General features: G+C 52.3%; 12 protein-coding genes and 1 pseudogene. 8 read left to right on the top strand and 5 right to left on the bottom strand.

Going from position 1 to position 15,019, the window contains the following annotated elements:
* The first annotated feature begins 36 nt into the window (after positions 1-36).
* The 6 genes from hisS (at position 37) to OOJ59_RS15475 (ending at position 6,920) form a co-directional block, all read left to right on the top strand.
* Positions 37-1,311: a histidine--tRNA ligase gene (gene hisS / locus OOJ59_RS15500; RefSeq protein WP_069324459.1), complete on the top strand. Its 1,275-nt coding sequence runs from the start codon at positions 37-39 to the stop codon at positions 1,309-1,311.
* 13 nt (positions 1,312-1,324) lie between these two features.
* Positions 1,325-1,945, top strand: coding sequence for a YfgM family protein (locus tag OOJ59_RS15495; protein WP_038642608.1), 621 nt, complete (start codon positions 1,325-1,327; stop codon positions 1,943-1,945).
* A 10-nt stretch (positions 1,946-1,955) separates the two neighbouring features.
* A complete protein-coding gene (gene bamB / locus OOJ59_RS15490; RefSeq protein ID WP_069324460.1) occupies positions 1,956-3,134 on the top strand; it encodes an outer membrane protein assembly factor BamB in 1,179 nt (392 codons plus the stop codon).
* 117 nt (positions 3,135-3,251) lie between these two features.
* Positions 3,252-4,724 (top strand): ribosome biogenesis GTPase Der, encoded by a 1,473-nt coding sequence (gene der / locus OOJ59_RS15485; RefSeq protein ID WP_038642605.1) that lies wholly within the window; start codon positions 3,252-3,254, stop codon positions 4,722-4,724.
* A gap of 299 nt (positions 4,725-5,023) precedes the next feature.
* A complete protein-coding gene (locus tag OOJ59_RS15480; protein WP_160956110.1) occupies positions 5,024-6,565 on the top strand; it encodes a peptide MFS transporter in 1,542 nt (513 codons plus the stop codon).
* A gap of 139 nt (positions 6,566-6,704) precedes the next feature.
* On the top strand, positions 6,705-6,920 hold the full coding sequence (locus tag OOJ59_RS15475) for a zinc ribbon domain-containing protein (RefSeq protein WP_074458516.1): 216 nt from the start codon (positions 6,705-6,707) through the stop codon (positions 6,918-6,920).
* Here OOJ59_RS15475 and xseA read toward each other — a convergent pair.
* On the bottom strand, positions 6,917-8,290 hold the full coding sequence (gene xseA, locus OOJ59_RS15470) for an exodeoxyribonuclease VII large subunit (protein WP_160956109.1): 1,374 nt from the start codon (positions 8,288-8,290) through the stop codon (positions 6,917-6,919). The two genes, OOJ59_RS15475 and xseA, sit on opposite strands and share 4 nt — an antisense overlap.
* A gap of 160 nt (positions 8,291-8,450) precedes the next feature.
* Between xseA and guaB the strand changes: the two genes are divergently transcribed.
* Positions 8,451-9,917: an IMP dehydrogenase gene (gene guaB, locus OOJ59_RS15465; RefSeq protein WP_038642597.1), complete on the top strand. Its 1,467-nt coding sequence runs from the start codon at positions 8,451-8,453 to the stop codon at positions 9,915-9,917.
* A 69-nt stretch (positions 9,918-9,986) separates the two neighbouring features.
* On the top strand, positions 9,987-11,564 hold the full coding sequence (gene guaA, locus OOJ59_RS15460; RefSeq protein WP_038642595.1) for a glutamine-hydrolyzing GMP synthase: 1,578 nt from the start codon (positions 9,987-9,989) through the stop codon (positions 11,562-11,564).
* A 434-nt stretch (positions 11,565-11,998) separates the two neighbouring features.
* Here the strand turns inward: guaA and OOJ59_RS15455 are convergent, their stop codons facing one another.
* From OOJ59_RS15455 to OOJ59_RS15440, 4 genes and pseudogenes are all read right to left on the bottom strand, one after another.
* The gene (locus tag OOJ59_RS15455; RefSeq protein ID WP_160956108.1) at positions 11,999-13,153 is read right to left on the bottom strand and encodes a hypothetical protein; all 1,155 of its coding nucleotides are present in this window, start codon (positions 13,151-13,153) and stop codon (positions 11,999-12,001) included.
* A gap of 33 nt (positions 13,154-13,186) precedes the next feature.
* Positions 13,187-13,855 carry a hypothetical protein gene (locus OOJ59_RS15450; protein ID WP_160956107.1) on the bottom strand — a complete coding sequence of 223 codons (669 nt, stop codon included), beginning with the start codon at positions 13,853-13,855 and terminating at the stop codon, positions 13,187-13,189.
* Positions 13,856-14,112: 257 nt separating this feature from the next.
* A pseudogene (locus OOJ59_RS15445) lies at positions 14,113-14,328 on the bottom strand (mechanosensitive ion channel domain-containing protein); the annotation flags it as partial.
* A gap of 432 nt (positions 14,329-14,760) precedes the next feature.
* On the bottom strand, positions 14,761-14,964 hold the full coding sequence (locus tag OOJ59_RS15440) for a YfgG family protein (RefSeq protein WP_071888163.1): 204 nt from the start codon (positions 14,962-14,964) through the stop codon (positions 14,761-14,763).
* Between the last annotated feature and the right edge of the window lie 55 nt (positions 14,965-15,019).

Genomic DNA, 15,019 nt, shown 5'->3' with positions numbered 1-15,019 from the left:
TGAGGGTTCATTTTTATATTCATAAAGAGAATAAACGTGGCAAAAAACATTCAAGCCATTCGCGGCATGAACGATTATCTGCCTGGCGAAACCGCCATCTGGCAGCGCATTGAAGGCACACTCAAAAACGTGCTCGGTAGCTACGGTTACAGTGAAATCCGCTTGCCGATTGTAGAGCAGACCCCGTTATTCAAACGCGCGATCGGTGAAGTTACCGACGTGGTTGAAAAAGAGATGTATACCTTTGAGGACAGAAATGGCGACAGCCTGACTCTGCGTCCTGAAGGGACTGCGGGCTGCGTACGCGCCGGCATTGAACATGGTCTCCTGTACAATCAGGAACAGCGTCTGTGGTATATCGGGCCGATGTTCCGCCACGAACGTCCGCAGAAAGGACGCTATCGTCAGTTCCATCAGTTGGGTGTCGAAGTGTTTGGCCTGCAGGGGCCGGACATTGATGCTGAACTGATTATGCTGACCGCTCGCTGGTGGCGCGCGCTGGGTATTTCTCAACATGTTAGCCTGGAGCTGAACTCAATTGGTTCGCTTGAAGCCCGTGCTAACTACCGTGATGCGCTGGTCGCCTATCTGGAACAGCATAAAGAGAAACTGGACGAAGACTGCAAGCGTCGCATGTACACCAACCCGCTGCGCGTGCTTGACTCCAAAAACCCAGAAGTGCAGGCGCTGCTCAACGACGCACCTGCGCTGGGTGATTATCTCGATGACGACTCTCGCGAGCATTTCGCGGGTCTGTGCAAACTACTGGAATCCGCAGGGATTGCCTACACCGTTAATCAGCGTTTGGTTCGTGGTCTTGATTACTACAACCGCACCGTATTTGAGTGGGTTACCAGCAGTCTGGGCTCGCAGGGCACCGTGTGTGCCGGTGGTCGTTACGACGGTCTGGTAGAGCAACTGGGCGGTCGTGCAACGCCAGCTGTGGGCTTCGCCATGGGCCTGGAACGCCTTGTTTTGTTAGTTCAGGCAGTGAATCCGGAATTTATTGCCTCCCCTGTTGTCGATATATACCTGGTTGCTTCAGGCACAGACACGCAGTCGGCGGCAATGCGGCTTGCGGAACGTCTGCGTGATGAAGTTCCTGGTGTGAAACTGATGACCAACCACGGCGGCGGCAACTTTAAGAAACAGTTTGCCCGTGCCGATAAGTGGGGCGCCCGCGTTGCACTGGTACTGGGTGAGTCCGAAGTGGCTGACGGTACTGTTGTAGTGAAGGATTTGCGCTCTGGTGAGCAAACAGCAGTAGCGCAGGATGGCGTTGCCGCGCATTTGCGCACTCTACTGGGCTAAGGAGAAGGACAGCGTGGAAATTTACGAGAACGAACACGACCAGGTTGATGCGGTAAAACGCTTCTTTGCCGAAAACGGCAAAGCGCTGGCGGTTGGGATAATTTTAGGGGTTGGCGCACTGGTTGGCTGGCGTTACTGGACCAGCCATCAGACGGAGTCCGCACGCTCTGCTTCTCTGGCATACCAAAATACGGTGACCGCGGTTAGCGCGGGTAAAGCGGATAGCATTCCTGCGGCAGAGAAATTTGCAGCAGAGAATAAAAATACCTACGGCGCGTTAGCTTCACTGGAACTTGCGCAGCAGTTTGTTGACCAAAATGAACTTGAGAAAGCTGCAAGCCAGCTGCAACAAGGCCTGGCTGCAACCAGCGATGAGAATCTCAAAGCGGTGATTAACCTGCGTCTGGCTCGTGTTCAGGTGCAGCTTAAACAGGCTGATACCGCGCTGAAAACACTCGACACCATTAAAGGTGAAGGGTGGACGGCCATTGTTGCCGATCTGCGCGGTGAAGCGTTGCTGAGCAAGGGCGACAAACAAGGTGCGCGTAGCGCATGGGAAGCGGGTGTGAAAAGCGATGCCTCTCCTGCTCTGAGCGAAATGATGCAGATGAAAATCAATAATTTGTCCATCTGAGAGGGACCCGATGCAATTGCGTAAATTACTTCTGCCAGGGCTGCTTTCCGTTACCCTATTGAGCGGCTGTTCACTGTTTAGTGGCGAAGAAGATGTCGTTAAGATGTCCCCATTACCGGTGGTTGAAAACCAGTTTACTCCGTCTACGGACTGGAGCACTTCCGTGGGCAACGGTATTGGTGATTTCTATTCCAATCTTCATCCTGCGCTGGCGGATAACGTTGTCTATGCAGCCGATCGCGCAGGTGTCGTGAAAGCGTTGAACGCAGACGACGGCAAAGAAGTGTGGTCTGTTAATCTGGGTGAGAAAGACGGTTGGTTCTCCCGTGCATCTGCACAGCTTTCTGGCGGCGTAACCGTGTCCGGTGGTCATGTTTACATTGGCAGTGAAAAAGCGCAGGTTTATGCGTTGAATACCAGCGACGGTACCACCGCATGGCAAACGAAAGTTGCCGGTGAAGCGCTGTCCCGTCCGGTTGTGAGCGATGGCATGGTATTAATCCACACCAGCAACGGTCAATTGCAGGCGTTGAACGAAGCTGACGGCGCCATCAAGTGGACTGTTAACCTCGACATGCCATCCCTGTCTCTGCGTGGCGAATCTGCCCCTGCGACGGCCTTTGGCGCAGCAATTGTTGGTGGTGATAACGGTCGCGTAAGCGCCGTGCTGATGCAACAGGGCCAGATGATTTGGCAGCAACGTATTTCTCAGGCGACAGGCCCAACGGAAATCGATCGTCTGAGTGACGTTGATACCACGCCGGTTATCGTCAATGGCGTTGTTTACGCGCTGGCTTATAATGGTAACCTGACCGCGCTGGATCTGCGCAGTGGCCAGATTATGTGGAAACGTGAACTGGGCTCGGTAAATGATTTCATCGTCGATGGAAACCGTATCTACCTGGTCGATCAAAACGACCGCATCCTGGCGCTGACTACCGACGGCGGCGTGACGCTGTGGACGCAAAGCGATCTGTTGCACCGTCTGCTGACGTCTCCGGCATTGTATAACGGCAATTTGGTTGTGGGCGATAGCGAAGGCTACCTGCACTGGATTAACGTTGAAGATGGTCGCTTTGTTGCCCAGCAGAAAGTCGACAGCTCCGGTTTCCTGACCGAGCCAGTCTCTGCGGATGGTAAACTGCTGATCCAGGCGAAAGACGGTACGCTGTACTCCATTACGCGTTAATCGTCCTGGCCGCTCGCTTTGAAAAACGGCTCCTGGTGCAGGGGCCGTTTTACTGTTTTTAACAACGGCGCAAAAATGTGCGCGTTGTCTGATGATTTTTTAAATGAGGCTTTAAACATGGTACCTGTGGTCGCGCTTGTCGGGCGCCCTAACGTTGGCAAATCCACGTTATTTAACCGTCTAACTCGCACCCGAGATGCGCTGGTTGCGGATTTCCCGGGTCTGACTCGTGACCGTAAGTACGGTCGTGCGGAAATTGAAGGCCGCGAGTTTATCTGTATTGATACCGGCGGTATTGATGGTACGGAAGACGGTGTTGAAACCCGCATGGCTGAACAGTCTCTGTTGGCTATCGAAGAAGCGGACGTTGTACTGTTTATGGTGGATGCGCGTGCTGGCCTGATGCCAGCGGATGAAGCCATTGCTAAACATCTGCGTTCACGCCAGAAACCGACGTTCCTGGTGGCCAACAAAACGGACGGACTGGATCCCGATCAGGCGGTTGTTGATTTCTACTCGCTGGGTCTGGGTGAAATTTATCCGATTGCTGCCTCCCATGGTCGCGGCGTTCTCAGCCTGCTGGAGCATGTTCTGCTGCCGTGGATGGATGACGTTGCACCGCAGGAAGAAGTCGATGAAGATGCGGAATATTGGGCGCAACTGGAAGCCAAAGAAAACGGTGAAGAAGAGCCTGAAGACGACTTCAACCCGCAGGATCTGCCGATCAAGCTGGCGATTGTCGGGCGTCCGAACGTAGGTAAGTCCACACTGACTAACCGTATCCTCGGCGAAGACCGCGTGGTGGTTTACGACATGCCAGGGACCACGCGTGACAGCATTTATATTCCGATGCAACGCGACGAACGTGAATATGTGCTGATCGACACCGCTGGCGTGCGTAAGCGCGGGAAAATTACCGAAGCGGTAGAAAAATTCTCAGTCATCAAAACGCTGCAGGCGATTGAAGATGCCAACGTGGTCATGCTGGTGATTGATGCGCGGGAAGGTATTTCCGATCAGGACCTGTCGCTGCTGGGCTTTATCCTCAATAGTGGGCGCTCACTTGTTATTGTCGTCAACAAATGGGACGGCCTGACGCAGGAAGTGAAAGAGCAGGTCAAGGAAACGCTGGACTTCCGTCTGGGCTTTATTGATTTTGCGCGCGTACACTTTATCTCTGCGCTGCACGGTAGCGGTGTCGGTAATCTGTTTGAATCGGTCCGCGAAGCGTACGACAGCTCCACTCGTCGCGTTAGTACCGCGATGCTGACGCGTATCATGACCATGGCGGTAGAAGATCATCAGCCGCCGCTGGTACGTGGTCGTCGCGTGAAGCTGAAATATGCCCATGCCGGTGGTTATAACCCGCCGATCGTGGTGATTCATGGCAATCAGGTGAAAGATCTGCCGGATTCATATAAGCGCTATCTGATGAACTACTTCCGCAAAACTCTGGACGTGATGGGGACTCCGATCCGCATTCAGTTCAAAGAAGGGGAAAACCCGTTTGCGAATAAACGTAATACGCTGACGCCGACCCAGATGCGTAAACGTAAACGTTTGATTAAGCACATTAAAAAAAGCAAATAATCGTTGCTGATGTTGATAAAAACCCGCGCTTGTCGCGGGTTTTTTTTCGGTATTCCATCGCCAGCTTCTGACCGTGCGATGTCAATCACTATTCGTTTTTTACCAAGTTTAAATCTAAGAAAGTAGACATTTGTCGAGTTTTCATCTTAAAGTCCGGGGGTTGGTACTAGACAAAACTAGTCTTAGGTTATCAAATGGTTAAATAACTTTTCGCCGCATGTAAAAAATCGGTCAGATACGTAACTGGCTGGCGTACATGCGGTGTATACACGCACGACGACATAACTTTCGGGAGAATTATGCTATCCTCTGTTAATCAAAAAGAAAGCCGAACTTTCTTCGGCCATCCTTATCCGCTCGGCTCGCTGTTCTTCACAGAGATGTGGGAGCGTTTCTCGTTTTATGGCATTCGCCCATTACTGATCCTGTTTATGGCGGCTACCGTCTATGACGGCGGCATGGGGCTGGCGCGTGAAAACGCCTCGGCGATTGTGGGTATTTTTGCCGGTACGATGTATCTCGCCGCGCTGCCTGGTGGTTGGCTGGCGGATAACTGGCTCGGCCAACAGAAAGCCGTATGGTACGGTTCCATCCTGATTGCGCTTGGTCATCTGTCGATTGCGCTTTCGGCCATTATGGGTAATAACCTGTTCTTTATCGGCCTGATGTTTATCGTGCTCGGTTCCGGTCTGTTTAAGACCTGTATTTCGGTCATGGTTGGCACATTGTATAAAAAAGGCGATGCGCGTCGTGATGGCGGTTTCTCGCTGTTTTACATGGGCATCAATATGGGGTCATTCATCGCCCCCTTGATCTCCGGTTGGTTGATTAAAACCCATGGCTGGCATTGGGGCTTTGGTATCGGTGGTATCGGCATGCTGGTGGCGTTAATCATCTTCCGTGTGTTTGCCGTTCCGTCGATGAAACGCTACGACAGCGAAGTGGGACTGGACTCGACCTGGAACAGCCCGGTAGTGAAGCGTAACGGTGTGGGCGCATGGCTACTCGCGCTGGCTGTCGGTGTGGCGATTATCGTTACGCTGATTGCGCAGGGCGTGATTGTGATTAATCCGGTCGCGGTTGCCAGCATACTGGTGTACGTGATTGCCGCCTCTGTTGCGCTCTACTTTATCTACCTGTTCATCTTTGCCGGCCTGAATCGCAAAGAGCGCGCCAGACTGCTGGTTTGCTTTATCCTGCTGGTTTCCGCCGCATTCTTCTGGTCGGCGTTTGAGCAAAAACCCACCTCGTTCAACCTGTTCGCCAACGACTACACTAACCGTATGATCGGTGATTTTGAAATTCCGGCGGTCTGGTTCCAGTCGATAAACGCCCTGTTTATCATCCTGCTGGCGCCGGTATTTAGTTGGGCGTGGCCGAAGCTGGCGAGTTTGAACATTCGCCCGAGCAGCATCACTAAGTTCGTTATCGGTATTTTGTGTGCGGCGGCAGGCTTTGGCCTGATGATGCTGGCGGCGCAAAACGTTCTCAGCAACGGCGGGGCGGGCGTTTCTCCATTCTGGCTGGTAGGCAGTATCCTGATGCTGACGCTTGGCGAGCTGTGTCTGAGCCCGATCGGTCTGGCGACCATGACGCTGCTGGCGCCGGAAAGAATGCGTGGGCAAATGATGGGCCTGTGGTTCTGTGCCAGTGCGCTGGGTAACCTGGCCGCAGGTCTGATTGGCGGTCATGTGAAGGCAGACCAACTGGATATGCTGCCGGATCTCTTCGCTCGCTGCTCGATTGCGCTGCTGATCTGCGCCGCGGTCCTGATTGTCCTTATTGTTCCCATTCGTCGCATGCTGGAAAATACGCAAACTAAACCGGCAACCAGCGCCTGATAACACCTCGATTATGCCGGGGCAGAAACTATGCCCCGGTCATTCAATTGATGAGGTATGACGTTTTGTTGGACCTGGGCGACATTCAGCACAGCGTGTTAAACTCAACGCAAGAATCGATCCCTGTACTGGAGTTGCAATGTCTATCATTTGTCCGGATTGTCACGCTGAACTGGAGCCACAAAACGGTGCGGCGCGCTGTGAGAGTTGCCAAAAAGATTTTCAACTGGAAGCACGTTGCCCAGAGTGCCATCAACCACTCGAAGTACTCAAAGCTTGTGGCGCGGTGGATTATTTCTGTCAGCATGGCCATGGGCTGATTTCGAAAAAACGCGTGGAGTATGTGCCGGTTTAAACCGGCTTTTTCTTCCGCGTTTTTTTCGCCGCCGTTACGCCCCTCACTTCGCTTTCCACCCAGCCATCTGCTAGTCGGGTGGTGATGACATCGCCTGCGCTGACCTGTTTGATCTGTTTCAGTACGCCGCCGCCCGTGGTGGTAGAAACGCTGTAGCCGCGCGCCAGCGTCGCCAGCGGACTGACCGCTTCGAGATGGGTAACCGCGTTGCCGAAACGCTCTCGCTGTTCGCTTATACGTGTGCGTACATTCTCCATCAGACGATATTCCAACTGCTGAATACGGGCTTGTGCGCGATAAATGCGGGGCTGTGGATTTTGTTGATTCAGTCGCTGCAGCATACGTTGCTGGCGCTGATTCGCCTGCTTTATTTGGTTTTCCAGCGCGCTGCTCATGCGCTGACGCAGCCGTTCCAGAGAAGTTTGCTGGCGCGCCAGACGCAACTGCGGGTGCTGCTGCTGGAGGCGGTGGAAAAGCTGCGTGAAACGACGGGTGCGGTTGGCGAGGTAGTAATCCATCGCCATGCCCAGACGCTGCTGGGCAGACTGCACCTGACGCAGCAGCTCTTGCTGGTTACGGCTGACGATTTCCGCCGCCGCCGACGGCGTCGGCGCGCGCAGGTCGCCGACAAAATCGGCGATAGTGACGTCGGTTTCGTGGCCGACGGCGCTAACCACTGGAATGCGGCTGGCAAATATTGCGCGCGCCACGCGTTCGTCGTTAAAACTCCATAAATCTTCCAGCGAGCCGCCGCCGCGCCCGACGATTAACACGTCGCACTCGCCGCGCGCGTTTGCCAGTTCAATGGCGCGAACGATTTGCCCCGGCGCGTCGTCGCCCTGTACCGCGGTAGGGTAGATAACTACCGGCAGCGACGGATCGCGGCGTTTAAGAACGTGGAGAATATCGTGCAGCGCCGCGCCGGTTTTCGAGGTAACCACCCCGACACAGTGGGCCGGGGAGGGCAGCGGCTGCTTATATTGCTGATCGAACAACCCTTCCGCCTGCAGTTTGGCTTTCAGTTGTTCATACTTCTGCTGTAATAGCCCTTCGCCCGCGGGCTGCATGCTCTCAACAATTATCTGGTAATCGCCGCGCGGTTCGTACAGCGTGATGTTGGCGCGTACCAGTACCTGCTGACCGTGCTGCGGACGGAACGTCACCCGGCGGTTGCTGTTGCGGAACATCGCGCAGCGCACCTGGGCGTTATCGTCTTTTAAGGTGAAGTACCAGTGGCCGGAAGAGGGCTGGGTGAAATTCGATATTTCGCCGCTGATCCACACTTGTCCCATCTCCTGCTCAAGCAGCAGACGAACCGTCTGATTCAGGCGGCTTACGGTAAAAATTGAGGCGGTCTGAGAGGATAACATGTGAGCGGGATCAAATTCTAAATCAGCAGGTTATTCAGTCGAAAGTAACATGCTCACAGAGGAGCGCAAGGTTTTTTTGCAAAAAAGTGTGGATGCAATCGGTTACGCTCTGTATAATGCCGCGGCAATATTTAATAACCTCCCAGGTGAGATATTGCCCATGCTACGTATCGCAAAAGAAGCCCTGACGTTTGACGACGTCCTCCTCGTTCCCGCTCATTCTACCGTTCTGCCGAACACGGCTGACCTTAGCACTCAGCTGACCAAAACGATTCGCCTGAACATTCCTATGCTCTCCGCAGCAATGGATACCGTGACGGAAGCGCGCCTGGCGATTGCCCTGGCACAGGAAGGCGGCATCGGTTTTATCCACAAGAACATGTCTATCGAGCGCCAGGCTGAAGAAGTCCGCCGCGTGAAAAAACACGAATCTGGCGTGGTAACCGACCCGCAGACAGTGCTGCCAACCACCACCCTGCGTGAAGTAAAAGAACTGACTGAACGTAACGGTTTTGCGGGTTACCCGGTAGTGACTGAAGACAACGAGCTGGTTGGCATCATCACCGGTCGTGACGTGCGCTTTGTGACTGACCTGAACCAGCCGGTTAGCGTATACATGACGCCGAAAGAGCGCCTGGTGACCGTTCGTGAAGGTGAAGCGCGTGATGTCGTGCTGGCCAAAATGCACGAGAAGCGCGTTGAGAAAGCGCTGGTTGTTGATGACAGCTTCCACCTGCTCGGCATGATCACCGTTAAAGATTTCCAGAAAGCAGAACGTAAACCGAACTCATGTAAAGACGAGCATGGTCGTCTGCGTGTCGGCGCGGCTGTAGGCGCAGGTGCAGGTAACGAAGAACGTGTTGACGCGCTGGTTGCTGCCGGCGTTGACGTACTGTTGATCGATTCCTCTCACGGTCACTCTGAAGGCGTGCTGCAACGTATCCGTGAAACCCGTGCTAAATATCCTGACCTGCAAATCATCGGCGGTAACGTCGCCACTGGCGCTGGCGCTCGCGCACTCGCCGAAGCTGGTTGCAGCGCGGTGAAAGTCGGTATCGGCCCTGGCTCCATCTGTACTACCCGTATCGTCACTGGCGTGGGCGTTCCGCAGATCACTGCCGTTTCAGACGCGGTTGAAGCGCTGGAAGGTACCGGTATTCCAGTTATCGCCGACGGCGGTATCCGTTTCTCCGGCGACATCGCTAAAGCGATTGCCGCTGGCGCCGCTGCCGTCATGGTTGGCTCTATGCTGGCGGGTACCGAAGAGTCTCCGGGCGAAATCGAACTGTATCAGGGCCGTTCTTACAAATCCTACCGCGGTATGGGCTCCCTGGGCGCGATGTCCAAAGGTTCCTCCGACCGTTACTTCCAGAGCGACAACGCCGCTGACAAACTGGTGCCGGAAGGTATCGAAGGCCGCGTAGCGTATAAAGGCCGCCTGAAAGAGATCATTCACCAGCAGATGGGTGGCTTGCGTTCCTGTATGGGTCTGACCGGTTGTGGTACCATCGACCTGCTGCGTACGAAGGCTGAATTTGTGCGTATCAGCGGTGCGGGTATCCAGGAAAGCCACGTTCACGACGTGACCATTACCAAAGAGTCCCCGAACTACCGCTTGGGCTCCTGATAAGTTTCCGCGCCCGGTTTTAAACCGGGCGTTTTGTTATTGTTTCACTTGCCTCGGAATTATCGTCAAATGACAGACAATATTCATAAACATCGCATTCTCATTCTCGATTTCGGATCGCAGTACACCCAACTGGTTGCACGTCGCGTACGTGAACTGGGCGTCTACTGTGAACTGTGGGCATGGGATGTTACTGAAGCACAAATCCGTGAGTTCAACCCGAGCGGCATCATCCTCTCCGGTGGTCCGGAAAGCACCACCGAAGCAAACAGCCCGCGTGCGCCTGAGTACGTCTTCAACGCCGGTGTGCCGGTCTTCGGCGTCTGCTACGGTATGCAGACCATGGCAATGCAGCTGGGCGGCCACGTTGAAGGTTCTAACGAGCGTGAATTCGGCTACGCCCAGGTTGAGGTACAGACCGACAGCGCGCTGATTCGCGGTATCGAAGATTCTCTGACCGCCGACGGCAAACCGCTGCTCGACGTATGGATGAGTCACGGCGACAAAGTAACCGCGATCCCGGAAGGTTTCGTCACCGTTGCCAGCACCGAGACCTGCCCGTTCGCCATTATGGCGCACGAAGAAAAACGCTTCTACGGCGTGCAGTTCCACCCGGAAGTAACCCACACCCGTCAGGGTATGCGCATGCTGGAGCGCTTCGTACGCGATATCTGCCAGTGTGAAGCGCTGTGGACTCCGGCGAAAATCATCGACGATGCCGTTGTCCGTATTCGCGAGCAGGTTGGCGACGACAAAGTGATCCTCGGCCTTTCCGGCGGCGTGGATTCTTCCGTAACCGCCATGCTGCTGCACCGCGCAATCGGTAAAAACCTGACCTGCGTGTTCGTGGACAACGGTCTGCTGCGTCTGAACGAAGCCCAGCAGGTGATGGACATGTTCGGCGACCACTTTGGTCTGAACATTGTTCACGTGGAAGGCGAATCGCGCTTCCTGGAAGCGCTGAAAGGCGAGAACGATCCGGAAGCTAAACGTAAGATCATCGGCCGTGTGTTCGTTGAAGTATTCGACGAAGAAGCGCTGAAGCTGGAAGATGTGAAGTGGCTGGCGCAGGGGACTATCTATCCTGACGTAATCGAATCTGCGGCGTCTGCCACCGGTAAAGCACATGTCATCAAATCTCACCACAACGTGGGCGGCCTGCCGAAAGAGATGAAGATGGGGCTGGTTGAGCCGCTGCGTGAGCTGTTCAAAGACGAAGTGCGCAAAATCGGTCTGGAACTGGGCCTGCCGTACGACATGCTCTACCGTCACCCGTTCCCGGGCCCGGGTCTCGGCGTTCGTGTGCTGGGTGAAGTGAAGAAAGAGTACTGCGACCTGCTGCGTCGTGCGGACGCTATCTTCATTGAAGAGCTGCACAAAGCTGACCTGTACAACAAAGTCAGCCAGGCGTTTACCGTGTTCCTGCCGGTACGTTCCGTTGGCGTGATGGGCGATGGCCGTAAATATGACTGGGTTGTCTCCCTGCGCGCGGTCGAAACTATCGACTTTATGACCGCACACTGGGCGCACCTGCCGTATGACTTCTTAGGCCGCGTCTCTAACCGCATCATCAACGAAGTGAACGGCATTTCTCGCGTGGTGTATGACATCAGCGGTAAACCGCCAGCCACGATTGAGTGGGAATAAGCCGTTAACCCTTCCTGAGTTTTCATGACAGGTAAAACTGCAATCAACCCTCTGTTTTTACAGGGGGTTTTTATTTGTGTACATTCATGAGTTTTCTATGCGGCGCACAGTTCCTGACGGTAAATTTGACGTAATCGTCGAACCAGGTCGAGTCATAAAGAAAGTCATTTAATAATAAAGTCATTTAATAATAATGAATATCTATATTGATTGCTTCGGGGACTCCATGTCCTGCTTATTACTAAAACTGGATATATTCTTTGCGGAATTTACAGCGTATATTTCAAGTTAATCGCCGATTGCCAAATATCAATAATTTGTGGAAATCACAGCCAGCACGCCTTCACCCGCTTGGTTGGCGAGATGCCGCTGCTTCCAGCCGTGACATCTCGTATTGTATAGCCAATTCTGGACGGTTAGTTAGCGTCGGTGTGCTAACGCAAAAAGCGACCTCTCAGCACCTTATTATCCACAATCTCTAACAATACCTGCGGTGATTGGGCTGCCTGGATGCGTTCGCCGAGTTGTGTAAGTAAAACGTTATCAGTGTTAAGCAGATTATCCGTTTGATTTAGCTTGCGTTCTACCTGTAAGGCATTTGCCTGGGTGCTGCTTGCTCGTTCAAATAACGGCTTCATCTTGCTGAGATGATGGGCGACTTTACGTTTTATTTTTTCCCATTGCTGAAATATGCCGTTGCTGGCATTCAGTTCTTTTAAATATACTTCGCTTGTCAGGACAAATTCTTGGTTGCCGTCATGCTTGATGAACAGGATGAGATTAGCCACCAACAAACATTGCATACCCGTCAGATACTCACGCTGCAACCGTTCAACATTGCTTATTTTCAGTTTGAGCGCTTCCCGGAGATCGTCAGATCCAAACCAACTGGTTGGTTCAAATTGTTCAATTTCTCGATATGCCTGAGTGATATCCTTTTCAAGATGCTTAACCTGCGAGCGTACTTCCTGCGCGCTTTTGGCCAGGTTGAGTAGCGACTCTTTGGTGATAATGTCATTACGGCTCAGTAATAAACCGATAATATTGAGATGTTCATGGAAAGCCTGGATCTTCGCGAGGCGCGATTGTTCAAGATGGCTTTTAATCGAATCGATCTTTTGTTCGATGATCCGCAGTCTCTCATTAATATCGGCAAGATGTTTTTGGGCCAGAAGTTGTGACGCGATATTAAAAACCAGGCTGGCATTGACCAGCGACTTCAGATTTTCAGCTTCGTGAAATCGGGCTTGTGCGCCAATTTTGTTGGTGTCTGGATTAAGTACCGCGCCGATTGCTCCGCTGCCATCTTTCGCCTGTACCAGTTGGCTGTATTCGAAAGAACAGGTCATTAATTGTGTCGCGTTACCTGCAACGGCAGTGGCGACGGTGGGTACGCTACTGAGCCAGTGGTTAAAGAGTGAAATGCTGCTGGGATCAAGTTCCGTCTGCGAGTCCTGTTGCGCAATATCTTGCCAGTATCCAGGCTGGCTGTGTATTTTCACCAGGGGATTATTTTGCGCGTCGACGATGTCCAACTCGAAGGCCGCTTCTTGCTCAGCTATCTGATTGTTGTTCGCTAAAGTTGACATAGGGTGAATTCTGCTGGGTTAGTTACGGTATTTTTACTGCGCTATTTTGGGCGAGTAAAGCATGTTGAGCATCGCGATATGGGCAACGAACGGAATTGTCACCCGGTATGCCTCCCCAAGCGTTTGGTTAGCAAGGCCAATCGTACTGACGATAGCAGTGACGGGATGTAAGCGGAGTGCGGCAAATGCCGCTACGCTTGCCGCAGTTGACAGGCCGATAACAACCCCTTTATCGTTGATGCGCAGATTATCCTGCATCTTGAAAAAACCGGAGACAACTTTCGTTTCTGTGCAGCGCTCCCAACGTTCATGATCGGCTAATGACTGCCAGTCATCACCAAATAAACTTAGGACGATTTCCCGCTCTTTTGTGGCGTTATTTTTTTTCTTGCTGTCTTTGCCATTGAGCTTTTTATGAACATCGGTTAATAACTCAGAATAAGGCAACGGCTCACTGCGGAAAATATTAACGAGCGAGTGTCCGCCATATTCCTGCAATTCATGTAGCAGATGCCGCAGTCCATGCTCGCTGTAGTCCCGTTCTGCCTTCTCTTCGAGTAGTAAGTCCTTAACGGACGATGATAATGCTACCCGGCCCTTGCCGTTGTCTGTCAAAACGTCGACCAGATAGTCTATGTGATTGAGGGAGGTTTTTTTCAGTAACGACAGGATATGTGGGTCACATTTGACCGGTTGTTCCATTTTTATGGATTCCTTCATCATAAATAACGCATAGAAAACGATAGAGAGTATTGTACAGATATGTTGGGGAGGGGGGGAGGTTGTTTTTTGTAGCCTGTAATGTGAGACCTGGAAACATGTAACGATGATGATATTTACGGTCTCCTTTTTAGCATTTAATTTTCAAATTTTATTTAAGAGTGGGTTTTTAAGCTATTAATCAACGCTAATGCGGCCCAGCAGAGGAAATACCCCCCGGTCAGCGTATTTTCATCGACAATCGACCTGGTCGGTGCGGCGAAACGGGGGGCAATATTGTCAGCGATGATTTTGCCGTTAGGGATCACCACCTCTTTACTATCAGCGGTGAGTAGGGTGGTTGAGAAAAGATGCACTTTTTCAACTGTCCCGGTGACAGTGCCAATCTGCACGATTTCTTCGGCGCGGAAAGGTCGCAGGGAAACCAACAATACACCAGCGGTGATGTTGGATAGCATCGCTGTGCCCAGTGAGTCATTCAATACCGCTTCGAATTTTCGGGAATAATGTAAAACCCTGCATCGTATTACCTTGTTGAATATAAAAAGCCAAAATCTTATATATATGTAATTACATTTTAAATATTAATGTGTGCGTTATTTATATTAACTAATGCTATCGGTGAGTGACTATTTGAACTGTGTTTACGTTTATTATCTCCAATACACAGAAACATAGTAACTCAGTGCGAATAGTGTGGTGACGAGGAGCGAAAATATTGCGCAATTGTACGGAAATCAAAAAATGATTTGCTGGGGGAGTATGTGGCATTATAAAAGTAGTGACGGGAGGGAACACAAATCCCTTACCGGATGGTTAACTGTCAGACGATTAGCCATCCGGTAAGGAATCTTGAGGGTCAGGACATCAACGCGGTCTGCGAGCGATTAACGTGGGGCTGTTTGTGCTGGGGAGGTCTGTTGCGGCAGGGTTAGCTGCTGAGATTCTTTTTTGTCCTGGTGGTGATGCCACGCACCAATGGCGGAGTAGACGAAGCGTCCGAAGAAGAAGAGGAAGCTGATAAGCAGTACGATCCGGATCATGCGACTGTTAAATCGGTGTCGTTTGCGTAGGCTGGTAACCTGGCTCACAAAAGGTTCCTTGTAGTGTACCCGACATGGGCGATACTCACATTAAGGCATACTG

Origin of the sequence: Citrobacter sp. W9, from assembly GCF_026719375.1 — a bacterium.
In the GTDB taxonomy this organism is placed as follows: Bacteria; Pseudomonadota; Gammaproteobacteria; order Enterobacterales; family Enterobacteriaceae; genus Citrobacter; species Citrobacter werkmanii.
Note: the sequence above shows the minus strand (reverse complement) of the source record. Positions and strands in the feature narration are given on the sequence as shown.

Bases quoted from the DNA above. Each gene is read 5' to 3' on its own strand.
- bamB (WP_069324460.1), top strand. From the start codon at position 1,956: ATGCAATTGCGTAAATTACTTCTGCCAGGGCTGCTTTCCGTTACCCTA.
- der (WP_038642605.1), top strand. From the start codon at position 3,252: ATGGTACCTGTGGTCGCGCTTGTCGGGCGCCCTAACGTTGGCAAATCC.
- OOJ59_RS15480 (WP_160956110.1), top strand. From the start codon at position 5,024: ATGCTATCCTCTGTTAATCAAAAAGAAAGCCGAACTTTCTTCGGCCAT.
- OOJ59_RS15475 (WP_074458516.1), top strand. From the start codon at position 6,705: ATGTCTATCATTTGTCCGGATTGTCACGCTGAACTGGAGCCACAAAAC.
- xseA (WP_160956109.1), bottom strand. From the start codon at position 8,290: ATGTTATCCTCTCAGACCGCCTCAATTTTTACCGTAAGCCGCCTGAAT.
- guaB (WP_038642597.1), top strand. From the start codon at position 8,451: ATGCTACGTATCGCAAAAGAAGCCCTGACGTTTGACGACGTCCTCCTC.
- guaA (WP_038642595.1), top strand. From the start codon at position 9,987: ATGACAGACAATATTCATAAACATCGCATTCTCATTCTCGATTTCGGA.
- OOJ59_RS15455 (WP_160956108.1), bottom strand. From the start codon at position 13,153: ATGTCAACTTTAGCGAACAACAATCAGATAGCTGAGCAAGAAGCGGCC.
- OOJ59_RS15450 (WP_160956107.1), bottom strand. From the start codon at position 13,855: ATGGAACAACCGGTCAAATGTGACCCACATATCCTGTCGTTACTGAAA.